Below are 23,842 nucleotides of genomic sequence, written 5' to 3' on the forward strand. Positions count from 1 at the left end.
GTCTACGAGGCCGCCGCACCCGCTGGGGCGTGGGCGGCGGTGGCGTAGCGTTCCAGGAGGACCTCGGCCAGTTCGGGAGCCGGGCCGAGCACGTCGGCGACCACGTCGGCGCCCGCCTCGAGGGTGGTCCGCCGTACCTTGTCGGCGAAATAGCCGGGCGCCAGCAGATACGGCGCGACGGCCACCCGGGGCGCGCCCGCCTCGCGGAGCAGCGCCACCGCCCGCGCGGGCGTCGGCTCGGCCGCCGACGCGTAAGCCGCCGTCACCGCCCACCACCCTCGCCCTTCCACGCCCGAGCCACCGCCTTGCCCTTCCACGCCCGAGCCACCGCTGAAGCTCGAGCCGGTGCTGAAGCTCGAGGCCGCCCCTGAGAACGTCGGCCGCCCCCAGTCGCGGGCCATCCGCGCGACCACGCCGTTGGCCCGCGGATCGCTGGACCCGGCCGACACCAGCACGACCGCCGTATCCGGATCTCCGATCACCACTCCCGCCTCCGCCAGCCGGCGTTCCAGCGTCGCCAGGAGCAGCGGGTGCGGTCCCAGCGTCGCGCCGTAGCGCACGCGCAGCCGCGGGTCACGCGCCCTGGCCTCGTTGAGCGCCGCGGGAAGGTCCACCCGGCTGTGGTAGGCCTCGGTGAGCAGCAGCGGCAGCACCACGGCCGCGTCCAGCCCGCTCAGCGCCTGCCCCAGGGACGGGGCCGCGTGGTCGAGGTACGCCGTGCGCACCGGCAGTCCGGGCCGGGCCAGCCGTACCTCGTCGAGCAGGGCTTCCACGGTCGCGGCGGCGCGCGGATCGCGAGACCCGTGCGCCACCGCGACCAGTGGGATGTCCTGGCCCGTCCCGTCTGCCAACGGGACGGGCCACCTGCTGGGGGTTAGAGGTGAATGCCGCATTCGACCTTCCCCAGCCCCGCCCAGCGGCCGCTGCGCGGGTCCTCGCCCTCCGCGACCTGGCGGGTGCAGGGGGCGCAGCCGATCGAGGGGTAGTTGTCATAGTGCAACGGGTTGATCAGCACCCCGTTGTCGGCCATGTAGTTGTCGACCTCGTCCTGGGTCCACCTGGCGATCGGGTTGACCTTGACCATCTGCCGCTTGGCGTCCCACTCCACGACCTTGGTGTCGGCGCGGGTGCTCGCCTCGTCGCGGCGGATGCCCGAGATCCACGCCAGGTACGGTTCGAGCGCCCGGTTGAGCGGCTCCACCTTGCGCAGGTAGCAGCACAGGTCGGGATTACGGCCGAACAGGCGCGGCCCGAGCTCGCGTTCCTGCTCCTCCACCGTGCGCGACGGCTGCACGTTGATCACATTGACGTCATAGACCTGCTGGACCGCGTCACGGGTGCCGATCGTCTCGGCGAAATGGAACCCGGTGTCGATGAACAGCACGTCCACCCCGGGCTTGACCCGGCTGACCAGGTCGATGAGCAGGGCATCGCTCATCGAGGAGGTCAGGCACAGCCGGTCGCCGAACGTCGCCGCCGCCCACCGGATGATCTCGCGGGCGGACGCGTCCTCCAGGAAGACCGCGGCGGACTCGACGATGTCCTGCAGGTCGAGCGCGCCGCGTTGCTCTCTTAAACCGACCTCGATGTCGACGAGTGTCATATCTTCACTCCGATTCCAAGAAACTTCAGCTTGAAGGCGCGGGCGCAGGACCGGCAGTACCAGCCGCCGTGCGCCGCGGGGTCGGCGGCCTCGGGGTCGCCCTCGTAGGGCTCGAGGTCCTCGTCGCCGCAGTAGGGGCAGTGGAAGGGCACGGCTCGCGTGGTCATCGCAGGTCCGCCTCGTCCGCTCGCTGCACCCAGTCGGCGAAGGCCTCGCCTTCCTTCTTCTGGGCGTCGTAGTGCGTCACGACCCGCTCGACATAGTCGGGCAGGGCCGCGGCGGTGGTCTTGAGGCCGCGTACCTTCCTGCCGAAGCCGGGGTTGACGCCCATCGAGCCGCCCAGGTGGATCTGGTAGCCCTCGACCTGCTCTCCGTGCTCGTCCACGACGAGCTGGCCCTTGAGGCCGATGTCGGCGACCTGGATGCGCGCGCAGGAGTTGGGGCAGCCGTTGACGTTGATGGTGAGCGGCTCGGCGAAGTCGGGCAGGCGCCGCTCCAGCTCGTCGATGAGGTTGGCGGCGCTGGCCTTGGTCTCGACGATGGCCAGCTTGCAGTACTCGATGCCGGTGCAGGCCATCGTCTGGCGGCGGAACGTCGACGGGTTGACCTGGAGGTCGTTCGCCTCCAGCTCGGCGACCAGGGAGTCGACCTGGTCCGGCGCGACGTCGAGGATGACCATCTTCTGCTCGACCGTGGTGCGGACGCGGCCGGAGCCGTGCCGCTCGGCGAGGTCGGCGATCACGTGGAGCTTGTCGCCGTCGAGGCGGCCCACCTTGGGCGCGAAGCCCACGTAGAAGTTGCCGTCCTGCTGCGGGTAGACCCCGACGTGGTCGCGGCGGGAGCCACGGGGCGCCTGGGGCGCGGGCCCGTCGGGCAGCGCCTCCTTGAGGTACTCGGTCTCCAGGACTTGCCGGAACTTCTCCACGCCCCAGTCATTGACCAGGAACTTGATCCGCGCGCGGTGCCGCAGCCGCCGATAGCCGTAATCACGAAATATCCCGATCACACCGGCCCAGACGTCCGCCACCTGCTCAGGCCGGACGAACACCCCGAGCCGCTTGGCGAACATCGGATTGGTGGACAACCCCCCGCCGACCCACAGGTCGTAGCCCTTCTCCCCGCCGGGCAGCTCGACACCCACGAACGCCACGTCGTTGATCTCGTGCACCGTGCAGTGCGACGGGCACCCGCTCAGCGCCGACTTGAACTTGCGCGGCAGGTTGGAGTAGGCCGGGTCGCCGATGAACCGCTCGTTCAGCAGGCGGATCTCCTCGGTCGCGTCCAGCACCTCGTCGGTGTCGATCCCGGCCAGCGGGCAGCCCAGGATGACGCGCGGTGTGTCGCCACACGCCTCGGTGGTCGACAGCCCGACCGCTTCGAGCCGCGCCCAGATGTCGGGCACCGACTCGATCTCGATCCAGTGGAGCTGGACGTTCTGCCGGTCCGTCAGGTCGGCGGTGCCCCGGCCGTACTCGTTGGAGATCTCGGCGATGACCCGCAACTGCGGGATGCTCAGCTGACCGCCATCGATGCGCACCCGCAGCATGAAGTAGCGGTCGTCCAGCTCCTCGGGCTCCAGGATCGCGGTCTTGCCGCCGTCGATCCCGGGCTTGCGCTGGGTGTAGAGGCCGTACCAACGCATCCGGCCCCGCAGGTCAGCGGGGTCGATCGAGTCGAAACCACGCTTGGAGTAGATGTCGATGATGCGCTGGCGGACGTTGAGGCCGTCGTCGTTCTTCTTGTTCTCTTCATTCTTGTTCAGCGGCTCCCGGTAACCGAGAGCCCACTGGCCTTCGCCGCGCGGGCGTTTGTGATGCCGGCTGGCAGGGGTGCTCATTGCGCGTCCTTCGGTTCATGGGCGCGCGCAGGCTTCCTCCCGCCTCATCATTGAGGGCAGGGGTGAAGGAGGAGATTTGCGACGCGCGCAACGGAGAAAACGGGTGGGTTAACGGGCGTCGCAACAGATGGCACTGCGGACACGCTGAAGATCGACGTGTCGTCGACCGACAAGCATGGGGTCCGCTGGCATAGTTCGAAGATACGCTAGGTATCCGGTATGTCCAAGAGTGGGTCCAGACTGTGGACGTTCATCACCCCTGACGAGGCCAGTCCAGGTCCGACTCGGCCGGCTCCTCCGCCTCCTGGTGCTGGCAATCGCACCAGGATCCGCCGCGACACTCCTCGTGGCGCTTTTCCTTGCACTTCTCGCAGATCACCCTTGCATTATTCCTCGTAGAACCTTGTTCGGTTAGGCTGGCGCGCGTGGACCTCATGGGCGAGTTGCTGGCCGACCTGCGTGCGGAGACCGCGTCACTCGAGGAGCTGTTACGGCCCCTGGAGGCCGGAGACTGGGAGCTCGGCACACCCGCCGAGGGATGGGCGGTGCGCGACCAGGTGAGCCACCTGGCCTGGTTCGACGAGGCCGCGCGCACCGCCGTGACCGATCCCGACGTCTTCCGGGCGGCGGCGGCGCACTTCACCTCCACCGACGACCTGGCCGCGGAGTTCCGCGGGCTCGCCCCCGACGAACTGCTCGAATGGTTCCGTACGGCGCGTGCCCGCAGCATCAAGGCGTTCACCGGGCTGTCGGCCCGGGACCGGCTGCCGTGGTACGGGCCCGACATGTCGGCCGCGTCCTTCGTCACCGCCCGGCTGATGGAGACCTGGGCGCACGGCCAGGACGTGGCGGACGCGCTCGGCGTCACCAGGGAGCCCACCCCGAGGCTGCGGCACGTGGCGATGATCGGGTTCAGGGCCATGCCCTTCGGTTTCGCCGTACGGAATCTGCCCCTTCCGTCGCGGCCGGTGCGCGTGGAGCTGACCATGCCCGACGGGACGCCGTGGACGGCGGGGCCCGAGGAGGCCGCCGACACGGTCCGCGGGCCGATGCTGGACTTCTGCCTGCTCGTCACCCAGCGCGTCCACCGGGACGACACCGACCTGGAGATCACCGGCGAGACCGCCCGCGCCTGGATGGAGATCGCGCAGGCGTTCGCCGGACCACCCGGTAAGGGTCGATCAGGGAAAGGCCAGGGGCATTCCCGATGATTTGAGAGGCAGTCCCGGTGACATGCTGTAAGCATGCGGACCATCCTGAACGTCATCTGGCTGATCTTCGCGGGCGTCTGGCTCGCCATCGGCTACGCGATCGCCGGCATCATCTGCTGCATCCTGATCGTCACGATCCCGTTCGGCATCGCCTCGTTCCGGATCGCGGCGTACGCGCTCTGGCCGTTCGGCCGGACTGTCGTGCGCGACCCCGACGCGGGGGCGCTCTCCACGATCGGCAACGTCATCTGGCTCGTCTTCGCGGGCATCTGGCTGGCGATCGGGCACGTGCTCACCTCGATCCCCTTGTTCATCTCGGTCATCGGCATCCCTCTGGGCATCGCGAACCTGAAGCTCATCCCGGTTTCGCTGCTCCCGCTGGGTGCGCGCATCGTCGACGTCGACTAGGGCAGTGCCCGGGGGACGTAAGCTGTCCCGAAGAGTCACTGCTAATAACCGTTGGGTGCCATGACGTCCACCGATGCGCCTAGCCGGTCGATGAGGAGGCGGCTCGCCTCCAACGCCCGTGCCAGGCTGAACTGGGTGCTCGACACGAATTCGTGGGCGACCGTCCGCGCGACCACGAACGCGGGAGTCACTTACCGCGTCACGGGCCTGGCGGGGGAGGCGGCCTTCTTCGCGCTGCTGTCCCTTCCGCCGTTCGTGCTGGGACTGATCGGGGTACTGGCCAAGCTCGGCACTTGGCTGGGGCCCCAGGTTGTCGTGCAGGTCAAGACCTGGGTGATCGACCAGGCCGGGCTGCTGTTCACCGACGACGCGGTGCACAAGGTGGTCAACCCGCTCATCACCGACGTCCTCAGCGACGACGCGAGCAAGGTGTCGATCATCTCGGTGGGCTTCCTGCTGTCCCTGTGGTCGGGATCGCGGGCGCTGTACGTCTACGTGGACCTCATCTCCGTCTCCTACGGGCTCGGCGAGGAACGCGGCATCATCAGGACCAGGCTGATGTCGTTCGGGCTCTACGTGATCGGGCTGGTCATCGGGATCATCGTGATGCCGGTGCTGGTCATCGGGCCGACGCTGCTCAAGGACGCGCTACCGGGGGAGTACGGCGTCCTCGTCGACCTGCTGTACTGGCCGGTGGTGGTCATCGGCTCGGTGCTCTTCCTGACCGTGCTTTACCACGTGAGCGTGCCGGTCCGGACGAAGTGGTACCGGGAACTGCCGGGGGCGATCCTGGCGTTGTTCCTGTGGATCGTGTGTGCCGCGGTGCTGCGGGCCGTGCTCGCGGCGTGGTTCTCGCCCGTGTCCGTCTACGGCTCGCTGGCCGCGCCCATCGCGCTGCTGCTCTGGCTCTACATCACCGCGCTCGCCGTGCTGATCGGCGCCATCCTGAACGCCGAGGTCGACCGGCTCTGGCCCGGTGCCAGTCGTACCAAGTAGGGAATGATCCCCGCCGGGCGGACGCCCAGTTCGGGACGATCAAGAACGTGGCCCTCTCATCTGCCTGATCACCTGATCCGTGCCCGGTCCCCTCTGCCCGATCCGCTATCGTCTAGAACGTCGCGACTGGCGCGTTAGGTGGGGCCAACCACCAGGGAGCGGAAGGGCAGAAGGCCGTGCGCCTGGGTCTTCGCACATTGTCAACGATGACAGGAGAGTCATGAGTTCTCTCACGAGCGTAGACCCGCAGATCGCCGAGCTCATCAAGGCGGAGGAGCGCCGTCAGGCCGACACCGTCAAGCTCATCGCGTCGGAGAACTACGTGTCCAAGGCCGTTCTGGAGGCCACGGGCACCGTCCTGACCAACAAATACTCCGAGGGCTACCCCGGTAAGCGCTACTACGAGGGCCAGCAGGTCATCGACCAGGTCGAGACCCTCGCCAACGAGCGGGCCAAGGCGCTGTTCGGCGTCAACCACGCCAACGTCCAGCCCTACTCGGGCTCGCCCGCCAACCTGGCCATCTACATGGCCTTCCTGCAGCCGGGCGACACCGTGATGGGCATGGGCCTGCCGTTCGGCGGACACCTCACCCACGGCTGGTCGGTCTCGGCCACCGGCAAGTGGTTCAACCCGGTCCGCTACGGCGTGCGCCAGGACACCGGCCGCATCGACCTCGACGAGGTCAGGGCGCTGGCGCTGGAGCACCGGCCGAAGCTGATCTTCTGCGGTGGCACGGCCATCCCCCGCACGATCGACTTCGAGGGCTTCGCGTCCATCGCCCGCGAGGTGGGCGCCGTACTCGCCGCCGACATCGCGCACATCGCCGGCCTCGTCGCGGGCGGCGCGCACCCGTCGCCGGTGGGCCACGCCGACGTGATCTCCACGACCACGCACAAGACGCTGCGCGGCCCGCGTGGTGCCATGCTCATGGCCACCACCGACGAGCACGCGACCGCGCTCAACAAGGCCGTCTTCCCCGGCCTGCAGGGCGGCCCGCACAACCACACGACCGCCGCCATCGCCGTGGCCCTGCACGAGGCGTCCACCGACGACTTCAAGGCATATGCGCACCAGGTGGTGACCAACGCGAAGGCGCTGGCCGAGGAGCTGTCGAGCCGCGGCTTCGACCTGGTCTCGGGCGGCACCGACAACCACCTCATCCTGCTCGACCTCACGCCCAAGGGCATCGGCGGCAAGCCGGCCGCCCAGGCGCTCGACCGCGCGGGCCTGGAGACCAACTACAACACGGTCCCGTTCGACACCCGCAAGCCGTTCGACCCGAGCGGCATTCGCATCGGCACCCCCTCTGTCACCTCCCGGGGGATGGGGCCGGCCGAGATGCGGCAGATCGGCGCATGGATGGACGAGGTCGTCACCGCCCTGGCCAAGGGCGACGCCGAGCACGTCATCAGCCGGGTGCATCACGAGGTCAGCGAGCTGACCGCGCAGTTCCCGGCGCCCGGCCTCTCCTGACAGACGCTTTTCTGGTACGGCGCCGCTTAACAGACGCTTCTCCGTTACAGCGCCGCTCTTAACAGACCCTTTTCCGTTACGGCACCGCCGCCCCCACCGCCACCCGCCATACGTGGCTGAGGGCCTCCAGGAAAACGGCCGCTGAGCCCGCACCGGGCTCGGCGCCGTTACGTGCGCGTTCTTGGCCGGTGGCGCGGTTCGGTGGGCCGGAGGCGTCCCTCCCGGATGGTGGCCACCGGGAGGACGTGGTGGGTGGGCTCGCGGTGGGTTCCGCGAGAATCCACATAGACCCGCTTCGTCTCCCCGGCCAGCCGGAACTCCGTGGTCTCCGCGGTCGCCCGGAACTCCGTGGTTTCCTCGGCGGGCCGAAACCCCGTGGTTTCCTCGGCGGGCCGGAACTCCGTGGTTTCCTCGGCCAGCCGGAACACCGTGGCGTGCCGTATCGTGCCGTCCTCCGCCAGCCATTCCGACTCTGGTGAGTCCATGCGGAGGACGCGGCGGGGTGTGTCCGTGACCGCCGTGATCGCGTTCTCCAACGGCAGGCCGCAGGCCAGCAGCTTGGTGATCGTGGTGGCCAGGTCGTGCACGGGGCCGCCGATGTTCCGTACGTGGATGTCGGTGCTGATCGAGTGCGGTGGGAAACCGGCGGCGATCGCGTGTTCGGCGACGTCGAAGCTGAAGCTGGCCGCGCCGTGACCCACGTCCAGCAGCACGCCCCGGTCGAGCGCGCGGGCCAGCGCCGGGACAGGGGTGCCGTCGGGCCGCCACGGATGGCCGGTCTTGCCGTGGTAGCAGTGGGTGATCACGTCGCCCTCGTCCAGCAGGTCGAGCACGTCCTCGATCAGCGGTGGCGCCTCGCCGACGTGCACCAGCAGGGGCAGGCCCGCCTGCCGGGCGACGAGCCGGCCGAGCTGGAGCGGCTGCAGCCCCATCGCGCCCACGATCGCGCCGCTGGAGCGGACCTTCACGCCGCACACCAGGCCCCGGTGCCGTCCGATGGCGGCCAGCGTGGCGTCCACGTCGATGAAACTGGGGTCGGCCGTTTCGCGCAGGTGAACCAGGCCGTGTGAGCCGATGTTCACCCAGGCGCGTATGTCGGTCTCGGCGGCCGGGACGACATAGCGGGCCAGGCCGTCGATCGTGGCCTCGCCCGCGCTGCCCGCGTCGGCGACCACGTGCACGCCCTGCTCCAGGCCGACCCGGTCCGCGGGCACGCTGATCACCGTCATCGCGTCGTAGACGTGGGCGTGCAGGTCCACCCAGCCGGGCCCGATCCAGAGATCCCCGGGCCGCTCCCGGGTCGGCTCCAGCACCAGCCCCCCGTCTCCCGGAACCAGCCGCACCGCCGCCGACGAACCGACCACCCGAAGCACACCGCCGCCCCCGGAGCCGCCGATCTTGGCGCCGCCCGCGTCCGCGTCGCCGATCCCGGCGCTGCCCGCGTCCGCGTCGCCGATCCTGAAACCGCCGACTCCGAAACCGCCCGCGCCCCCGGTCATGCCAGAATCTCCGCGACAGCCGTGTTGTGGAAGGCGCGGCGGATCCGGTTGATCGCGTCCGACCCCCGGCCGGGGTGCACCCGGTTGGTCAGCAGCACCACGAACACGTCCAGTTCCGGATCCACCCACAGGCTCGTCCCCGTGAACCCGGTGTGCCCATAGGCCGCCGGGCTCAGCAGATCACCTCCGCTGCATCCGGGCCGCTCCCACCCCTCCCAGGCCAGGGCCCGGCCGCCGGTCCGCGTCCGCGTCATCACCTCGAGCGTCCGGGCACCCAGGAAGCCGCCACCCCGGCACAGCGCCCGGCCCAGCCGCGCCAGGTCGTCCAGCGTGCCGAACAGCCCCGCGTGCCCGGCCACCCCACCCAGCACCTCGGCGTTCTCGTCGTGCACGGTCCCCTGGATGATCCGGCCGCGCCACGGGCAGTCCTCGGTGGCGGCCGCGCGCCGCCGGTCGGCCTCGGGCAGCAGGAAGCGGGTCTCGTCCATGCCGACGGGCCCGGTCACCCGCTCCCGTACGAGCCGGTCGAGCGGGGTCCGGGTGGCTCGCTCGGCGATCAGGCCGAGGATCATGAACCCCTGGGAGCTGTACTCGACCCCGGGGGAGGGGCACAGCGGCAGCCGGGACACCGCGGCGAGCAGCTCGTCGCGGGTCGGGTGGTCGCGGTAGAGCGGTTGGCGCCCGGGGATGCGCGAAGTGTGCGTCAGCAGCTCGAACACCGTGATGCCGGACTTGTCGGTCGAGGCGTACTCCGGCAGGTGCAGCGCGATGGGATCGTCCAGGGTCAGCTCGCCCGACTCGACCAGCGCCATGACGGCCAGCCCGACGATCGGCTTGGTGAGCGAGGCCAGGTCCCACAGGGTGTCGTCACCGACGGGGTCGCCGTTCCACGCCAGCGTGCCGAGGTGGCCACGCGAAATGAGGCCGTTCGACCTGCCGTAGGCCCAGGCCGCGCCGGAGAACTCCCCGAGGGCGCGGGCCCGCGCGAGCACGTCCGTCATCCGTTCCTCCCGATAGCCGCCGACACGCGGGCGGCGGCGGCCACCACCAGCGGTCCCAGCAGCGGTATGTCGTCCTGACTCAAGCTGAGCGTGAGACCCGCGACGCTCACCGCGCCCACCGCCGTCCCACTCGCGTCGCGGACCACCGCCCCGACGCAGCGCACGTTCGCCTCGTTCTCTTCCTCGTCGATCGCGTAGCCGCGCGAGCGTACCGCCTGCAGTTCCTGGAGCAGCAGTTCGGGGTCCACGATCGTGGCGGCCGTGTTGCGGATCAGCGGCGAGGTCGCCGCGATGACCGCGCGGGCCTCCTCCTCGGGCAGGTGGGCGAGGATCGCCTTGCCGATCGCGGTGCTGTGCAGCGCGATCTGCGTGCCGACACGCGAGGCCATCCGGTACGGCTGCTGCGAGTCGACCTTGGCCAGGTAGACGGCCGCGGATCCGCTGCGCACCGCGAAGTGCACGGTGTGTGAGGTGTGCCGCTGGAGGTTCTCCAGGATCGGCCGGACCAGCGCCGTCATGTCCCCGTCGGTGATCGCCGCCCCGGCCAGCGCCAGCATCGCCGGGCCCGAGCCGTACGTGCCGTCGCCGCGCGTGACGGCGTACCCCTGCGTGATGAAGATCTGCAGGATCCGGTGGACGGTCGTCTTGTTGATGCCGGTCCGCTGGGCGATGTCGGCGAGGCTGCGGGGCCGGTCATGGCCGGCCAGAGCGCTGATCACGGCTAGCGTCTTCTCCACTGAATTCATATTCACCCATCCAGAAAGGGTTGACCGGCCGACCCGAAACGCGACATATTCAACCAGATGATACGAGATTTCACCATATGAAATGGAGGGTCGGGATGACGATCGCCCGCCGGGACCTTTTCAGGATGGGCGGCCTCGCCGCGGCCGGAGTGGCGGCGCCCAGCCTGCTCGTGGCCTGCGCCAGCACCAAGCCGGCTGGCCCGGCCGGGGAGCCCTCGGCCACGGCCGCGCTGCGCGTCTCGCTGGCCGCCGACGCGACCACCCTCGACCCGCAGAAGCAGGGCGACCTGCCGTCCATGAACGTGCTGATCAACGTCTTCGACACCCTCACCGTGCGCGACGTGAGCGACAAGCTGGTCGGCGGCCTGGCCGAGCGCTGGGAGTCCACGGACCCGAAGACCTGGCGCTTCCACCTGCGCAAGGGCGTGAGCTTCCACAACGGCGAGCCGTGCGACGCCACCGCGGTGGCCTACAGCATCCAGCGCCTCATCGACCCCGCCACCCGCTCGCCCATCGTGGAGCTGCGCCTGGTGACCGAGGTGAAGGTCGTCGACGCGCAGACCGTCGACATCGTGACCAAGGAGCCCGACCCGATCCTGCCGGCCAAGCTGTCGCTGTTCGGCGGCGTCATCGTGCCGCCGAAGTACATCAAGGAGAAGGGCGACCAGGCGTTCGCCGAGCATCCGGTCGGCACCGGCCCGTTCACCTTCGAGTCGTGGCAGCGCGACAGCCAGATCACGCTCAAGGCCAACCCGTCGTACTGGAACGGCAAGCCGGGCGTGGAGAGGCTGACCTTCCGCGTCATGCCCGACCCGTCGTCGTCGCTGGCCGCGCTCCAGTCGGGCGAGGTCGACATCGTCACCGGCCTCACGCCCGACGCGGCCGAGCAGCTCGGCGACGCCCCGGGGTTCAAGGCCGTGACCTCGCCGGGCGTGCGGACGTTCTTCGTCTCGCTCGACACCACCGAGGGCCCGCTGAAGGACAAGCGCGTCCGCCAGGCCCTGAACCACGCGCTCGACGTGCCGACGCTGATCAAGTCGGTGCTCAACGGCGCCGCCGAGCGGACGCCCACGCTCATCCCGCGCCAGGCGTTCGGCTTCGACGCCGAGATCCAGCCGTACACCTACGACGTGGCCAAGGCCAAGGCCCTGCTCGCCGAGGCCGGACAGGCCGGCGGGTTCTCGCTCAAGCTGAGCGCCTCCACCCTCGACAAGGACATCGCCCAGGCCATCTCCGGCCAGCTCGCCCAGGTCGGCGTGAAGGCCGAGGTGTCGCTGCTCGACCCGGCGACGTTCAAGGGCCGCCTGGTCTCGGACAACAAGAAGGCGCTCGGCGCGATGTACTTCGTCGGCAACTCCGGCTGGACCATGGACGCAGCCAGCAACCTGCAGTCCTTCGTCCGGCACGACCGGCGGCAGAGCCGCTGGAGCGACCCGGCGGCCGACGAGCTCATCGACAAGGAGGAGCAGTCGGTCGAGCCGGAGGTGCGCCAGAAGGCGTTCGGCGAGCTGCAGAAGATGCTGATCGACGAGGCCCCGTTCCTCTACCTGTACCAGGCGAGCATCCTGTACGCCATCAGCGACAAGGTCCAGTGGAAGACGAACTCCAACGGCACCCTCGCCATGGCGAGCGCCAAGATCGCATGACGGGGTTCATCGCCAGACGCGTCGGCCACACCCTGCTGGTGCTGTTCAGCGTGGCCACCGTGTCGTTCTTCATCGTCAGGATGGCCGGCGACCCGGTCCAGCAGATGCTCCCGCCGGAGGCGACGGCCGAGCAGGAGGCCACGCTGCGGGCCAGCCTCGGCTTCGACCGGCCGCTGCTCGAGCAGTACCTGTCGTACATGACGGGCCTGCTGCGGCTCGACTTCGGCCAGTCGGTGTTCTTCCACCGCCCGGCCTTCGAGGTGATCGTCGAGCGGCTGCCGCTGACGGTGGACCTCGCCGTGGCGGCCCTGGCGTTCACCCTGATCGTGGCCATTCCGGCGGGCATCGTCTCGGCCGTGCGGCGGGGGACCGCGACCGACACCTCGGTGATGGCGTCGGTCCTGGTCGGGCAGTCCACCCCGGCCTTCTGGGTGGGCATCCTGCTCATCCTGGTCTTCGCGGTGAACCTGCGGTGGCTGCCCGCCTCGGGCACCGGCTCGCCCGCGCACCTGGTGCTGCCCGCGATCACGCTCGGCCTGTACTCGGCCGCGATGATCGCCCGGCTGCTCAGGTCGTCGCTGATCGATGTGCTGGGCGAGGACTACATCCGCACGGCCAGGGCCAAGGGCCTGTCCGGGTTCCGCGCGGTGACCTCGCACGGGCTGCGCAACGCCTCCCTGCCCGTCGTCACCGTCGTCGGGCTGGAGGTCGGCAGCCTGCTCGGCGGGGCGATCCTGACCGAGCAGGTGTTCTCCTGGCCCGGCATCGGCCGGTTGACCGTAGAGGCGATCACCTATCGCGACTACCCGCTGATGCAGGCCACCGTGCTGTTCCTGGCGGCGGTGTTCGTGGTGGTGAACCTCATCGTCGACCTGTCCTACGCCGTGCTCGACCCCCGCGTGAGGCTGACCTGATGGTGACCGCAATCGTCCGCGCGCTGCGCCGCAACCACGCCGCGAAGGTCGCGCTCGGCGTCATCGTCCTGGTCGTGGTCGTCGGCCTGTTCGCGCCGCTGATCGCGCCGCACGACCCCAACCTGCAGAACCTCGGGCTCAAGCTGCGCCCGCCGTTCTGGCAGACCGGCGCCGAACCCGGATACCCGCTCGGCACCGACAAGCTCGGCCGCGACGTGCTCAGCCGCATCATGTACGGCACGCGCGTCTCGCTGCTCGTCGGCCTGGCCGCCACGCTCCTGTCCGGCGTCGTGGGCACGGCGATCGGGGTGATCAGCGGCTACTACCGCGGCTGGCGGGAGCAGGTGTTCATGCGGCTGGCCGACGTCCAGCTGGCCTTCCCGTCGATCCTGCTCGCGCTGGCGATCATCGCCGTGCTCGGGCCCAGCCTGCTGTTCCTGATCCTGGTGCTCGGCCTGACCGGCTGGGTGTCGTACGCCCGCGTGGTCCGCGCCGAGGTGCTGTCGCTGCGCTCGCGGGAGTTCGTCACCGCGGCCAGGGCGATCGGCGACACCGGGCCGCAGATCATGCGCCGCCACCTGCTGCCGAACATCGTCGCCCCGCTCGCCACGATCGGCACCCTCCAGGTGGCGTCGATGATCGTCGCCGAGGCGTCGCTGAGCTACCTCGGCCTCGGTGTCCCGCCCAGCATCCCGACCTGGGGCAGCATGCTCGCCGACGGGCAGCTCTATCTGCGCGGCGCCTGGTGGATCGCGGTCTTCAGTGGCGCTGCCATCATGATGACAACACTGGCGATCAACGTAACCGGCGACCTGCTCCGCGACGTCGCCGACCCGAAGGCGTACATCCGATGAACCTGGCCTCCCACTACGTCTGCGACGACTGCCACGCGCAGGTGCCGCTCAAGACCCCCGCGCTGCTCTGCGAGGCGTGCGGCGGGCTGCTCGAGATCGAGTACGACCTGAGCGCGGCCAACCCCCGCGACATCCTGGAGCGGGCGGCGAGCCGCCGTCACCTCGGCCTGTGGCGCTGGTCCGACCTGCTGCCGCTGCCCGACGACGCCGAGCCGCTCTACCTGGGCGAGGGCGACACCCCGCTGATGCGCACCCGGCGGCTCGGCCGCCACGTGGGCCTGCCGAACCTGCTGATCAAGAACGACACCCTGATGCCCACCGGCAGCTTCAAGGACCGCGGCTTCTCGGTCGCGGTCGGGTTCGCCCGCTCGATCGGCGTACGCCAGGCGTTCACCTACAGCTCCGGCAACGCCGGCGCCTCCTTCGCCGCCTACGCGGCCAGGGCGGGCATCGAGGCGACGGTCCTGGTGGAGGACGTGGCCAACGAGTCGAAGATCTCCGCCATCAGCCTGAGCGGCGCCCGCGTGCTGCGGCTGCGCTACCGCTCCAGCCTGGAGATCTTCGCCGGGGTGAGCGCCCTGTCGGAGGCCGGGTTCTACTGCTTCGTCAACTTCATCAACCCGGTCCGCCACGAGGGCATGAAGACCTACGCCTACGAGATCTGCGAGGCACTCGACTGGCGGGTCCCGGACGTGATGGTGCACCCCGTCGGCACCGGCGGCGGGCTCTACGGGGCCTGGAAGGGCTTTCGCGAGCTGCGTCGGATGGGGCTCATCGACCGGCTGCCCAGGATGGTCGGCGTCCAGCCCGCGGCCTCGGCGCCGCTGGTCCGGGCGTTCGCCGAAGGCAAGAAGGTCGCCGGGCGGCACGGCGACGCGACCTTGACCGTCGCCCAGAGCATCGCCGGCGACGCCCCCATCCAGGGCGGGTCCCGGGTGCTGCGGGCCGTCTACGAGTCCGGCGGGCGCGTGGTGGCGGTCGACGACAACGACCTGTTCGAGGCGATGCGGCTGCTGGGCGAGGAGGGCGTGTCGGCCGAGCCGTCCGCCGCCGCGTCCACCGCCGCCCTGCTGCGGGCCCGCGCGCAGGGCTGGGTCTCGGAGCGCGACACCGTCGTCAGCGTGGTGACGGGCGGGGCGCTCAAGCAGCCGTCCGCGCTGGCCCAGGCCGCGCCGCCGCCGGAGGGCACGGTCCAGGCCGACCCGGCCGAACTACTGAGGATCTTCCGGGGAGGACCCGTATGAGCGTGCTGGAGATCAACGATCTGCACGCCGAGTTCCGCCTCGACGCGGGCACGATCAAGCCGGTCAACGGGGTGTCGCTGTCGGTGGAGGAGGGGCAGACGCTGGCGGTCGTCGGCGAGTCGGGCAGCGGCAAGACCGCCACCGCGCTGTCGATCCTGCGCCTGCACCCGACCCCGCCCTGCGTCTACACCGGCGGCGAGATCATCGTCGGCGGCCGTGACCTGCTGAAACTCTCCGAGCGGGAGATGCGCAAGATCCGCGGCAACGAGATCGCCATGGTCTTCCAGGACCCGATGACCAGCCTGAACCCGCTCAAGACCATCGGCGCCCAGATCGCCGAATCGCTCCGCCTGCACCAGGGCCTGTCGAGGTCCGAGGCGCGCGCCAAGGCCGTCGACGCGCTGCGCGAGGTCGGCATCCCGGCTCCCGAGCGGCGGGCGGGCGACTACCCGCACCAGTTCTCCGGGGGCATGCGCCAGCGGGCGATGATCGCGATGGCGCTGGCCTGCCGGCCCAAGATCCTCATCGCCGACGAGCCGACCACGGCGCTGGACGTGACGGTGCAGGCGCAGATCATGGAGCTGCTGGCCGGTCTGCAGGAGCGCTTCGGCATGGCGATCGTGCTCATCACGCACGACCTCGGCGTGGTCGCCCGTGCGGCCGACCAGGTCCTGGTCATGTACGGGGGGCGGCCGGTGGAGCTGGCGCCGGTGGACGACGTCTTCGCCGATCCCCGCATGCCGTACACCCGGGCGCTGCTGCACTCCATGCCCCGCTCGGACGTGCCCGGCGGGGCGCCGCTCGACCCGATCCCCGGCGCGCCGCCGAGCCTGTTCGCGCCGCCCGATGGCTGCGCCTTCCACCCGCGCTGCTCGATGGCCCTGCCGGAGTGCGCGGAGCTGGTGCCGGCGCTGACCGAGAAGGCGCCGGGGCACCGCGCCGCGTGCCTGCTCGAAGGGAGTCTGGGATGAGTGACCACTTCTGCCGATACGCGGGGAGTCTGGGATGAGCGAGCCGCTGCTGTCGCTGCGCGGGGTGCGCAAGGAATACACCGGGCACTTCGGCCGCTCCAAGGTCGTCGCCGTGGACGACGTGTCGCTCGACATCCGGCCGGGCGAGACGCTCGGGCTGGTGGGGGAGTCCGGCTGCGGCAAGACCACCCTGACCAGGGTCATCCTGCGGCTCGTCGAGGCGAGCGGCGGGGAGATCTGGTTCGACGGCCGCGAACTCCTCGGGCTGGGCCGGCGCGAGCTCCTGGCCGTACGGGAGAACATGCAGGTCGTCCTGCAGGACCCGTACGCGAGCCTGAACCCGCGCATGCGCGTCGGCGAGATCGTCGCCGAGCCGCTGGTCACGCACGGCCGCGTCGGGCGCGGGCGAGCGGGACGGGCCGAGGCGCGCGAGCGGGTCGCCGGGCTGCTGGAAGCGGTCGGGCTGGAGGCGGGCGGCCAGGATCGGTACCCGTACGAGTTCTCCGGCGGGCAGCGGCAGCGCATCGGCATCGCCAGGGCGCTCGCGCTGGAGCCGAAGCTGGTGATCTGCGACGAGCCGGTCAGCGCGCTCGACGTGTCGATCCAGGCGCAGATCATCAACCTGATGAAGCGGCTGCAGGCCGAGCGCGGGCTGACGTACCTGTTCGTGTCGCACGACCTGTCGATCATGCGGCAGATCGCCGACCGGGTCGCGGTGATGAACCTGGGGCGGATCGTGGAGCTGGCCGAGACGGAGGAGCTGTTCACGGCGCCGCGTCATCCGTACACGCACAGCCTGCTGTCGGCCGCTCCCATCGCCGACCCGAAGGTGGAGCGGACGCGGCAGCGGATCGTGCTGCGCGGGGATCCGCCTTCTCCCGCGGATCCGCCGTCGGGGTGCAGCTTCCGCACCCGCTGCCCGGTCGCCCGCGAGGAGTGCGCGGACACCCGGCCGCCGCTGGCCGTCCAGGGCTCCACCGGGCACGTCGCCGCGTGCTTCTTCCCCGTCCGTGACGCTTCGGACCTTTTGCGGGCATGAGGACGCCCCGCCGTACGGGGGGTTACGGCGGGGCGTCGGTCTTGCGGCCTTCCCAAGGGCGATCAGCCGAGGAAGAGGTAGTCGGCCTTGTAGTCGACCTGGGTCTTGGCGCCGACCGTGCAGGTGCCCGCGGGAGCCACGCCGCCCTCGGTGTTCAGGCGCAGGATCGTGGCGGCGTGGGCCAGCAGGCCGGTGTTCTTGCCGGACTGGGTGGCGTCCAGGACCAGCTCGGGGATGTTTCCGTCGCCGTTGGGGGTCTTGGTGACGACCGTGCCGCGCACCGCGCTGCCGTCTGGAGCGATCCACTGCGGCGGTCCCGCGGCGGGGGTCACGAAGGAGTGGTCGATGCCGCGCCGCAGCTTGGCCGCCACGCCGAACTGGGTGAAGGCCGGGGCCGCGCCGGGCTGCTGGGTGCAGGCGTAGATCTGGGCGCCCTTCAGCACCTCGGCGGTGACCGCGCGCGGGTGGTCGAACGGGTCGCCGGACAGCTGGCCGCGCACCGCGCCGCCGTTGAACTCCGTGGTGTGCAGGTTCGTGTAGTACCGGCCGGGGTTGGCGGCGATGCGCTTGACGACGGGCGCGGCGACCTTGGCTTCGCCCGCGACGCCCGTCAGGTTCGACGGCAGGCCCGCGGCGTCGGCGAACAGGTCGGCGACCACGTCGCCGTTCTTGCCGCTCGCGCCCTTGTGGATGTGGCCGTTGGTCACCGGGGCCAGACCGGTCCAGAAGGCGGTGTAGCCGATGGCCGAGCCGTCCGGGCGCAGCCACCAGGTGGCCTGGCCGTCCTGGTCGCCGCGCTTCTTGCCGTCGTTCGCGGGCACTTCCTTGGTGCCGTCGGCGCGGGCGGAGAGCGTGGCCTGGTCGCTGCCCTGAAGGACGCCGTTGAGGTCGATCGGCTTGTTCAGCCGGTGGAACTGGCCGCGGACCGCGCCCTTGGGGTGGGCGGCGTCGTGCAGGTTGGCGTAGAAGCCGCCCGGGTCGTCGATCAGTGCCTTGACCAGCGCCGGGTCGGCGGTGACCGTGCCGGTCACGCCGAGCACGGACTTGGGCAGCGGCTTGGTGAAGAACTCGAGCTTGACATCACCGTCGGCGCCCTTGGCGGCCTGGTGGATGTGCCCGGCGGTAGGTGAGTCGATCTTGTTCCAGCGAGCCGCGAAGGTGACCTCGTTACCGCTGATCTTGATGACGACGGTCGACCGGCCATCGGCGTCACCCTTGACGCCCACCTCGTTGGCGCCGCGCAGGCCGGCGGCGAGGTACACGTCGTCACCGGAGGCCGAGACAGTCGCCTGAGCGGCGGTGACCGGAGCGAGAAGGCCGGTGGCGAGCAGCGCCCCGGAGAGGGCGAGCGTAGGAATCGACATGATGAAACCTCTTCAAGGATTGTCATTGGGGTTGGTACGGCAAGCAGTACGCGACCCGGCTCGAAGAGGTTCAACCGCGGAACCCGTAAAATCACACAGAAAGAAAGCGAGCGCAAAAAAGCCCTCCCACCTGTGGTGGAAGGGCTTCTGGGAGATGAGTCCCGGGGAATTCAGGCTCTGACGGTAAGTAAAGTCTTACCTGAGGTGGTGACCACCTCGAAATGATCGATGTCCTGGAGCTTCCACGGGCTGCCGCCGTGCATGTAGAGCGGATCGGGCGATCCGGGCACGCCGTATCCGGCGGGCGGCACCGACCAGCCCGTCATGATCCGCTGCTTGCCCGTCTTGGACACCGAGATCAGCTCGCATTCGAGCGGGCCCTTCACCCCCGAGAGCTTGAGCGCGGCATGCGTGCCCCAGCCCTTGGACTCCAGCACCAGCCCGCCGGTCACCCCGTCGGCGCCGACGCCCATGATGGGCTTGCCGTCGGCGTAGAACTGCTCGGCCGGACCCAGATGCTGCGTGGGATGGCCCGCCGCCACGCTCGGCGGCGCGTCACCGCCCCCGAGCTGGGTGCCCACCGCGAGCCCGCCGGCCACCAGCGTGACCGAGGCGGCCAGCCCGATCACGAATGTGCCCCGCCTCGACCGCCGGTCCTCCGCCTTCTTACGCCGGAGCAGGTCGATGACATCGGCCTGTCCGTAATCGGGAGGAGGGGGCTCTTCGCGCACCGGCCCGATCCCCGTCAGCACGCTGGCCACGCCGGCCAGCTCTGACAGCTCCGCCCGACACGACGGGCAGAGGGAGAGGTGCGCTTCGAAGGCCAGTCTGTCGTCGTCGTCCAGCAGACCGAGGGAGTAGGCGCCCACGTCCGTATGCTCGACCCTGTTCACGCCGTCACCCCTCTCTCCTGCAGTGCGACGCGCAACGCGCGGACCGCGTAGTAAACCCGGGACTTCACCGTGCCAACGGGGATGCCGAGCGCCACGGCAGCGTCGTTGACCGACCGGTCCCGCAAGATCGTCTCGTTGAGGATCTCGCGGTGGGCCGGGGATAACGCCATCAGCGCCTCGGATACGACCACCTGGTGCAGCAGTCCCTCCATCTCGTCCGGCACGGGCATGCTCTCCAGCGGGCCGTCGCCTGATTCCGGCGGGCGGGCTTCCTTGCGCCGCCGGTCATCGATCACGATACGGCGCGCGACGGTGGCTAGCCAGGGCATGAGCGAAGCCGAGTCCGGATCGAGCTGCTCCGAACTGCGCCAGGCGCGGATCATGGTCTCCTGCACGACGTCCTCGGCCCATTGCCGATCGCCCGCCGTCAGCCGGATCACGAAGGCCAGCAGCGGCCGGTGGTACTCCCGGTAGAGCGTGGAGACGACCACTTCGTCATCCGGACGTACTCGCCTCATCCGGTGGCGTGAGCGTGGCTTGCCCATGGGGGCGGCTCCCTCGGCCGAGGGCGGGGGACACGTGCTGACTCGCATCATTCCCCTTTCAAAGTGCAGTCGGCAGGAAGTACGGACAGATTCCCCGACACGGTTCAATAGATCGGGAAGAAAGTCGTTGCGAAGTGGCAGGAGGGATGCGTAGAGTCACTCCCCAGCTGCACCGAGAACTCGAGCGAGGAGGTGAGGACCATGCGGGCTGTTCTGCTCGGCTTGCCGTCCGTCATCCTCCGGGGGCCCGCTTAGACACGCGTGGTCACCCGGGTCCTTCTCGACCACAAAGGTGTCACTGCGTTGTTCTCCATGCTTTTCCCGCTCGGCTGGACCGAATCCCGCGCCGCCGAGCTACCACCGCAGACCGTGCCCGCCCGGGTGTCCCGGGTCGATCGTGGCGCGGCCGAAGTGATCGCCGCCGATGGGCAGCATCACGTCAAGTACGGCGCGCGCGTCCGCAGGGCGTCCGCTGACGACCCGGTGGCGCTGCCCTGTGTCGGCGACTGGGTCGCCCTCAAGGAGCTCCCAGAGGGCCGCTACGAGCTCGACGCGGTCCTGCCGAGAAGCAGCGCCTTCGTCAGGGGCGGCGTCAGCCGCGACTCGCGCGGCGGCCTGTCGGGCGACGGCCAGGGCCAGGTGCTCGCGGCCAACATCGACGTCGTCTTCGTCGCCGAGCCGTCCATGCACGCCACGGACTTCGCCGACCTGGGCCGCATCGAACGGCTCGTCGCCCTGGCCTGGGAGTCGGGCGGCACGCCGGTCGTGCTCGTCACCAAGTCCGACCTGTTCGAACGCGGCCTCGACGACCTGCTCGCCGACGTGCGCACCGCCGCGCCGGGCGTCGACGTGCACGCCGTCTCCTCAACGCGCGGCGACGGCGTCGAGCTCGTACGCGGCTACCTCGAAGGCTCGCGCACGGCCGTCGTGCTCGGCCCGTCGGGCGCCGGCAAGTCCACGCTCGTCAACGCCATGGCCGACGGCGAGGCGATGGACACCCAGCAGGTGCGCGCCGCCGACGGCCGGGGCCGCCACACCACCGTGCACCGGGAGCTGATCCCGCTGCCGGGCGGCGGCCTCGTCATCGACACGCCGGGCATCCGCCGCGTCGGCCTCTACGAGATGAGCGAGGGCGTCGACCTCGTCTTCTCCGACATCGAGGAGCTGGCGGCCGCCTGCCGGTTCGACGACTGCGGTCACGAGAGCGAGCCCGGCTGCGCGGTGCTCGCCGCGCTGGAGTGCGGCGAGCTGCCCGAGCGGCGGCTGATCAGCTGGCGCAAGCTCCAGCGCGAGGCCGCCTGGATGGCCTCGCGCACCGACGCGCGGCTCCGCAAGGAGCAGCAGAACAAGTGGAAGGTCATCCACAAGGAAATGCGGCGCGCGGGCAGAAACCGGCCCTGACCGGGTAACACCACTGCATGGACCTGCTGTTCGCGGACCGCGCGCAAGCGGGGGCGATGCTGGCGGGGCGCCTGCTCGATGCACAGGACCCGGTGGTGCTGGCGCTCCCGCGCGGTGGCGTGGCGGTGGCCGTGCCGATCCACCGCAGCGTCGGCGGCCGGCTGGACGTGCTGGTGACCCGGAAGATCGGCTATCCGCCGACGCCCGAACTGGGCGTCGGCGCGATCGCCGAGGGCGGCGAGCCGGTGTTCGACCTGCTGCTGCTGCGCAGGCTCGGGATGACGCCCGAGTCGGTGGCGGACGTGGTCGCGCAGGAGCGGCGCGAGCTGGCCCGCCGGGTCAAGGTCTATCGGGGTGATCGCCCGCTGCCCGATCTCGCCGGCCGCGAGGTGATCGTGGTCGACGACGGCCTGGCCACCGGCGCCACCGCGCGGGCCGCGCTCCGGGCGGTCGGCGCGGCCAAGCCGGGCCGGGTGACGCTGGCCGTGCCAATGGGCGCCCGCGACACGGTCGCGGCCATGCGCGAGGAGGCCGACGAGGTGGTGGTGCTGCGGGTCCCGGCGGATTTCCGGGCGGTGGGGCAGTGGTACGAGCACTTCGACCAGCTCAGCGACGCCGACGTGCTGGAACTGCTGGCGGATGCCTAGTTGGGGGTCAGTTGGAGAGTACGGCCCACACGAGCTTGCCCTGGGCGCCGGGAGTGAGCCAGCCCCAGCCCGTGGTGAGGGCCTCGACCAGGCGCAGGCCGCGGCCGTACTCGGCGAAGACGTCGGTGCTGGGCGGGGCGGCCGGGGCGTGCCGGCTGTAGTCGCTCACCACGCACGCCACCTCGGGCCGCCGGCTCAGCAGCCGGAGCTGGATGGCGCCGCCGCCGTGCCGCATCGCGTTGGTGACGAGTTCGGAGACCACCAGCTGGGCGTCGAACACGATGCCGTCGGAGCCCCACGAGGTGAGCGTCCGGTCGACGAACAGCCTGGCGGAGGCCACACAGCCGGGCTCGAACGTGCTCAGCTCATGAAAGCGGAAGACCTCGTCACACGGACCGCGCCGCCCTTCGAGCAGAATGGGCAGCAGCCATCCCGGTGCCTGGGCACACGTGGCGGCTTGCGGCCGAGCGTCGAAAGTCGTCATCCTGGCCCCCGAAGCGCGGTCTAGGTGATCCAATGCCCATTTTTACGGCGTGTGCTTACCGATGCAAGACTTTTCGTGTTTTACAGATGCAAATAGCATCTGCACGTGCAGATGATCTGGGAGCGATAGTGTGAGCGCACTGAGTGCGGAAGGGAATGTGGTCGGCTACTCGCCGGGAAGCCCGACGGTGCTGCGGATCCTGCTGGGTACGCAACTACGCAGGCTCCGCACGGAGCAGCGTATCTCGCGGGAGGACGCGGGGTACGCGATTCGCGCTTCTCACGCCAAGATCAGCCGCTTGGAGCTCGGGCAGGTCAGCTTCAAGGAACGCGACGTGGCCGATCTGCTCACCCTCTATGGCGTCACCGACGAGGCCGAGCGGGCGCCGCTGCTGGAGCTGGCCCGGCGGGCCAACGCCCCCGGCTGGTGGCACAAGTACAGTGACCTGCTGCCCGGCTGGTTCGAGGTCTACATCGGGCTGGAGGGTGCGGCCTCGGTCATCCGTACGTATGAGAACCAGTTCATCCCCGGCCTGCTCCAGACGCCCGAGTACGCCAGGGCGGTGATCAAGCTGGCGCACGAGACGACCCCCGACGCCGAGCTCGACCGGCGCGTGGCGCTGCGCACCAGGCGGCAGGAGCGCCTGGCCGGGAGCCGGGCGCTCAAGCTGTGGGCGGTCATCGACGAGGCCGTGGTGCGGCGCGCGCTCGGTGGCCGTGAGGTGATGCGCCGGCAGATCGAGCACCTGCTGGAGATGATGAAACGGTCCAACGTCACCGTTCAGGTCATACCGTTCGAGCGCGGCGGGCACGCGGCCGCCGGCGGCCCCTTCAGCATCCTGCGCTTCCCCGAGCGCGACCTGCCCGACGTCGTGTACCTGGAGCAGCTCACGAGTGCTCTCTATCTGGACAAGCCGGCTGAGTCCGAGCATTACATGCAGGTCATGGACCGATTGAGCGTTCAGGCCGACTCCCCTGAGCGGACCAAACGCTTCCTGGAGCGCCTGCTTTCAGTGTGATCCACCCCATATCGGGGTTTTGGTCGACCCCTATATGGTGATCTTGG

At 70.0% G+C, this 23,842-nt stretch carries 25 protein-coding genes and 1 riboswitch; of the genes, 13 read left to right on the forward strand and 12 right to left on the reverse strand.

What is annotated here, in order from left to right; translation table 11 throughout:
* Positions 1-2 precede the first annotated feature (2 nt).
* The 5 genes from AB0H88_RS08165 to AB0H88_RS08185 all read right to left on the reverse strand — a co-directional run bounded on the left by AB0H88_RS08165 (position 3) and on the right by AB0H88_RS08185 (position 3,632).
* Complete coding sequence (locus tag AB0H88_RS08165) at positions 3-851, reverse strand: CbiX/SirB N-terminal domain-containing protein (protein ID WP_357642577.1); 849 nt, start codon at positions 849-851, stop codon at positions 3-5.
* A 23-nt stretch (positions 852-874) separates the two neighbouring features.
* Positions 875-1,603 (reverse strand): phosphoadenylyl-sulfate reductase, encoded by a 729-nt coding sequence (locus tag AB0H88_RS08170; protein WP_225289346.1) that lies wholly within the window; start codon positions 1,601-1,603, stop codon positions 875-877.
* Entirely contained in the window at positions 1,600-1,770 is a 171-nt protein-coding gene (locus AB0H88_RS08175; protein WP_357642578.1) for an Insertion element protein, read from the reverse strand. The genes AB0H88_RS08170 and AB0H88_RS08175 overlap by 4 nt, the downstream gene beginning before the upstream one ends.
* Positions 1,767-3,440: a nitrite/sulfite reductase gene (locus tag AB0H88_RS08180; protein WP_357642579.1), complete on the reverse strand. Its 1,674-nt coding sequence runs from the start codon at positions 3,438-3,440 to the stop codon at positions 1,767-1,769. Before AB0H88_RS08180 ends, AB0H88_RS08175 begins: the two co-directional genes overlap by 4 nt.
* A gap of 108 nt (positions 3,441-3,548) precedes the next feature.
* Positions 3,549-3,632, reverse strand: coding sequence for a putative leader peptide (locus tag AB0H88_RS08185; protein ID WP_311132608.1), 84 nt, complete (start codon positions 3,630-3,632; stop codon positions 3,549-3,551).
* A 242-nt stretch (positions 3,633-3,874) separates the two neighbouring features.
* Between AB0H88_RS08185 and AB0H88_RS08190 the strand changes: the two genes are divergently transcribed.
* The 4 genes from AB0H88_RS08190 to glyA all read left to right on the forward strand — a co-directional run bounded on the left by AB0H88_RS08190 (position 3,875) and on the right by glyA (position 7,529).
* Complete coding sequence (locus tag AB0H88_RS08190; protein WP_357643149.1) at positions 3,875-4,651, forward strand: TIGR03084 family metal-binding protein; 777 nt, start codon at positions 3,875-3,877, stop codon at positions 4,649-4,651.
* Positions 4,652-4,684: 33 nt separating this feature from the next.
* Positions 4,685-5,059, forward strand: a complete 375-nt coding sequence (locus AB0H88_RS08195) for a YccF domain-containing protein (RefSeq protein WP_357642580.1) — start codon at positions 4,685-4,687, stop codon at positions 5,057-5,059.
* Between the two features lie 60 nt (positions 5,060-5,119).
* Entirely contained in the window at positions 5,120-6,055 is a 936-nt protein-coding gene (locus AB0H88_RS08200) for a YihY/virulence factor BrkB family protein (RefSeq protein ID WP_357642581.1), read from the forward strand.
* Between the two features lie 113 nt (positions 6,056-6,168).
* Positions 6,169-6,250, forward strand: a riboswitch (ZMP/ZTP riboswitch).
* Positions 6,251-6,275: 25 nt separating this feature from the next.
* Complete coding sequence (gene glyA, locus AB0H88_RS08205; protein WP_357642582.1) at positions 6,276-7,529, forward strand: serine hydroxymethyltransferase; 1,254 nt, start codon at positions 6,276-6,278, stop codon at positions 7,527-7,529.
* 167 nt (positions 7,530-7,696) lie between these two features.
* Here glyA and AB0H88_RS08210 read toward each other — a convergent pair whose 3' ends face one another.
* The 3 genes from AB0H88_RS08210 to AB0H88_RS08220 are packed head-to-tail and all read right to left on the reverse strand — an operon-like array spanning position 7,697 to position 10,766.
* Positions 7,697-9,028 carry a hypothetical protein gene (locus tag AB0H88_RS08210; protein ID WP_357642583.1) on the reverse strand — a complete coding sequence of 444 codons (1,332 nt, stop codon included), beginning with the start codon at positions 9,026-9,028 and terminating at the stop codon, positions 7,697-7,699.
* Positions 9,025-10,029, reverse strand: coding sequence for a serine hydrolase domain-containing protein (locus AB0H88_RS08215; RefSeq protein WP_357642584.1), 1,005 nt, complete (start codon positions 10,027-10,029; stop codon positions 9,025-9,027). Before AB0H88_RS08215 ends, AB0H88_RS08210 begins: the two co-directional genes overlap by 4 nt.
* Positions 10,026-10,766 (reverse strand): IclR family transcriptional regulator, encoded by a 741-nt coding sequence (locus tag AB0H88_RS08220; RefSeq protein ID WP_357642585.1) that lies wholly within the window; start codon positions 10,764-10,766, stop codon positions 10,026-10,028. Before AB0H88_RS08220 ends, AB0H88_RS08215 begins: the two co-directional genes overlap by 4 nt.
* 104 nt (positions 10,767-10,870) lie before the next feature.
* On the opposite strand from AB0H88_RS08220, the gene AB0H88_RS08225 reads away from it, so the two are divergent.
* Genes AB0H88_RS08225 through AB0H88_RS08250 form a run of 6 tightly spaced genes read left to right on the forward strand, consistent with a single transcriptional unit; the run spans position 10,871 to position 17,443 of the window.
* Entirely contained in the window at positions 10,871-12,421 is a 1,551-nt protein-coding gene (locus AB0H88_RS08225; RefSeq protein WP_357642586.1) for an ABC transporter substrate-binding protein, read from the forward strand.
* Positions 12,418-13,335 (forward strand): ABC transporter permease, encoded by a 918-nt coding sequence (locus AB0H88_RS08230; protein ID WP_357642587.1) that lies wholly within the window; start codon positions 12,418-12,420, stop codon positions 13,333-13,335. The genes AB0H88_RS08225 and AB0H88_RS08230 overlap by 4 nt, the downstream gene beginning before the upstream one ends.
* The gene (locus tag AB0H88_RS08235) at positions 13,335-14,189 is read left to right on the forward strand and encodes an ABC transporter permease (RefSeq protein WP_357642588.1); all 855 of its coding nucleotides are present in this window, start codon (positions 13,335-13,337) and stop codon (positions 14,187-14,189) included. The genes AB0H88_RS08230 and AB0H88_RS08235 overlap by 1 nt, the downstream gene beginning before the upstream one ends.
* Positions 14,186-15,433, forward strand: a complete 1,248-nt coding sequence (locus AB0H88_RS08240) for a threonine synthase (RefSeq protein WP_357642589.1) — start codon at positions 14,186-14,188, stop codon at positions 15,431-15,433. Before AB0H88_RS08235 ends, AB0H88_RS08240 begins: the two co-directional genes overlap by 4 nt.
* Positions 15,430-16,404, forward strand: coding sequence for an ABC transporter ATP-binding protein (locus AB0H88_RS08245; protein WP_357642590.1), 975 nt, complete (start codon positions 15,430-15,432; stop codon positions 16,402-16,404). The genes AB0H88_RS08240 and AB0H88_RS08245 overlap by 4 nt, the downstream gene beginning before the upstream one ends.
* Positions 16,405-16,438: 34 nt before the next feature.
* Positions 16,439-17,443 carry an oligopeptide/dipeptide ABC transporter ATP-binding protein gene (locus AB0H88_RS08250; protein ID WP_357642591.1) on the forward strand — a complete coding sequence of 335 codons (1,005 nt, stop codon included), beginning with the start codon at positions 16,439-16,441 and terminating at the stop codon, positions 17,441-17,443.
* Positions 17,444-17,505: 62 nt separating this feature from the next.
* Here the strand turns inward: AB0H88_RS08250 and AB0H88_RS08255 are convergent, their stop codons facing one another.
* From AB0H88_RS08255 to AB0H88_RS08265, 3 genes are all read right to left on the reverse strand, one after another.
* The gene (locus tag AB0H88_RS08255) at positions 17,506-18,807 is read right to left on the reverse strand and encodes a CHRD domain-containing protein (RefSeq protein WP_357642592.1); all 1,302 of its coding nucleotides are present in this window, start codon (positions 18,805-18,807) and stop codon (positions 17,506-17,508) included.
* 170 nt (positions 18,808-18,977) lie between these two features.
* Positions 18,978-19,700, reverse strand: a complete 723-nt coding sequence (locus AB0H88_RS08260; RefSeq protein ID WP_357642593.1) for a zf-HC2 domain-containing protein — start codon at positions 19,698-19,700, stop codon at positions 18,978-18,980.
* A complete protein-coding gene (locus tag AB0H88_RS08265; protein ID WP_225289359.1) occupies positions 19,697-20,245 on the reverse strand; it encodes a sigma-70 family RNA polymerase sigma factor in 549 nt (182 codons plus the stop codon). The genes AB0H88_RS08260 and AB0H88_RS08265 overlap by 4 nt, the downstream gene beginning before the upstream one ends.
* 312 nt (positions 20,246-20,557) lie before the next feature.
* Between AB0H88_RS08265 and rsgA the strand changes: the two genes are divergently transcribed.
* Entirely contained in the window at positions 20,558-21,646 is a 1,089-nt protein-coding gene (rsgA, locus tag AB0H88_RS08270; RefSeq protein ID WP_357643150.1) for a ribosome small subunit-dependent GTPase A, read from the forward strand.
* 17 nt (positions 21,647-21,663) lie between these two features.
* Positions 21,664-22,293, forward strand: a complete 630-nt coding sequence (locus AB0H88_RS08275) for a phosphoribosyltransferase family protein (RefSeq protein WP_357642594.1) — start codon at positions 21,664-21,666, stop codon at positions 22,291-22,293.
* Between the two features lie 7 nt (positions 22,294-22,300).
* Here AB0H88_RS08275 and AB0H88_RS08280 read toward each other — a convergent pair whose 3' ends face one another.
* The gene (locus tag AB0H88_RS08280) at positions 22,301-22,777 is read right to left on the reverse strand and encodes an ATP-binding protein (protein ID WP_357642595.1); all 477 of its coding nucleotides are present in this window, start codon (positions 22,775-22,777) and stop codon (positions 22,301-22,303) included.
* A gap of 130 nt (positions 22,778-22,907) precedes the next feature.
* Here AB0H88_RS08280 and AB0H88_RS08285 point away from each other — a divergent pair, with 130 nt between their 5' ends.
* Entirely contained in the window at positions 22,908-23,795 is an 888-nt protein-coding gene (locus AB0H88_RS08285) for a helix-turn-helix transcriptional regulator (RefSeq protein WP_357642596.1), read from the forward strand.
* Positions 23,796-23,842: the final 47 nt, after the last annotated feature.

Origin of the sequence: Nonomuraea sp. NPDC050680 (genome assembly GCF_040654555.1) — a bacterium.
Taxonomy (GTDB): Bacteria; Actinomycetota; Actinomycetes; order Streptosporangiales; family Streptosporangiaceae; genus Nonomuraea.

Bases quoted from the DNA above. Each gene is read 5' to 3' on its own strand.
- AB0H88_RS08275 (WP_357642594.1), top strand. From the start codon at position 21,664: ATGGACCTGCTGTTCGCGGACCGCGCGCAAGCGGGGGCGATGCTGGCG.
- AB0H88_RS08170 (WP_225289346.1), bottom strand. From the start codon at position 1,603: ATGACACTCGTCGACATCGAGGTCGGTTTAAGAGAGCAACGCGGCGCG.
- AB0H88_RS08195 (WP_357642580.1), top strand. From the start codon at position 4,685: ATGCGGACCATCCTGAACGTCATCTGGCTGATCTTCGCGGGCGTCTGG.
- rsgA (WP_357643150.1), top strand. From the start codon at position 20,558: ATGCTTTTCCCGCTCGGCTGGACCGAATCCCGCGCCGCCGAGCTACCA.
- AB0H88_RS08250 (WP_357642591.1), top strand. From the start codon at position 16,439: ATGAGCGAGCCGCTGCTGTCGCTGCGCGGGGTGCGCAAGGAATACACC.
- AB0H88_RS08235 (WP_357642588.1), top strand. From the start codon at position 13,335: ATGGTGACCGCAATCGTCCGCGCGCTGCGCCGCAACCACGCCGCGAAG.
- AB0H88_RS08240 (WP_357642589.1), top strand. From the start codon at position 14,186: ATGAACCTGGCCTCCCACTACGTCTGCGACGACTGCCACGCGCAGGTG.
- AB0H88_RS08210 (WP_357642583.1), bottom strand. From the start codon at position 9,028: ATGACCGGGGGCGCGGGCGGTTTCGGAGTCGGCGGTTTCAGGATCGGC.
- AB0H88_RS08245 (WP_357642590.1), top strand. From the start codon at position 15,430: ATGAGCGTGCTGGAGATCAACGATCTGCACGCCGAGTTCCGCCTCGAC.
- AB0H88_RS08185 (WP_311132608.1), bottom strand. From the start codon at position 3,632: ATGCCAGCGGACCCCATGCTTGTCGGTCGACGACACGTCGATCTTCAG.
- AB0H88_RS08225 (WP_357642586.1), top strand. From the start codon at position 10,871: ATGACGATCGCCCGCCGGGACCTTTTCAGGATGGGCGGCCTCGCCGCG.
- AB0H88_RS08265 (WP_225289359.1), bottom strand. From the start codon at position 20,245: ATGGGCAAGCCACGCTCACGCCACCGGATGAGGCGAGTACGTCCGGAT.
- AB0H88_RS08200 (WP_357642581.1), top strand. From the start codon at position 5,120: ATGACGTCCACCGATGCGCCTAGCCGGTCGATGAGGAGGCGGCTCGCC.
- AB0H88_RS08230 (WP_357642587.1), top strand. From the start codon at position 12,418: ATGACGGGGTTCATCGCCAGACGCGTCGGCCACACCCTGCTGGTGCTG.
- AB0H88_RS08255 (WP_357642592.1), bottom strand. From the start codon at position 18,807: ATGTCGATTCCTACGCTCGCCCTCTCCGGGGCGCTGCTCGCCACCGGC.
- AB0H88_RS08190 (WP_357643149.1), top strand. From the start codon at position 3,875: ATGGGCGAGTTGCTGGCCGACCTGCGTGCGGAGACCGCGTCACTCGAG.
- AB0H88_RS08215 (WP_357642584.1), bottom strand. From the start codon at position 10,029: ATGACGGACGTGCTCGCGCGGGCCCGCGCCCTCGGGGAGTTCTCCGGC.
- glyA (WP_357642582.1), top strand. From the start codon at position 6,276: ATGAGTTCTCTCACGAGCGTAGACCCGCAGATCGCCGAGCTCATCAAG.
- AB0H88_RS08175 (WP_357642578.1), bottom strand. From the start codon at position 1,770: ATGACCACGCGAGCCGTGCCCTTCCACTGCCCCTACTGCGGCGACGAG.
- AB0H88_RS08280 (WP_357642595.1), bottom strand. From the start codon at position 22,777: ATGACGACTTTCGACGCTCGGCCGCAAGCCGCCACGTGTGCCCAGGCA.
- AB0H88_RS08180 (WP_357642579.1), bottom strand. From the start codon at position 3,440: ATGAGCACCCCTGCCAGCCGGCATCACAAACGCCCGCGCGGCGAAGGC.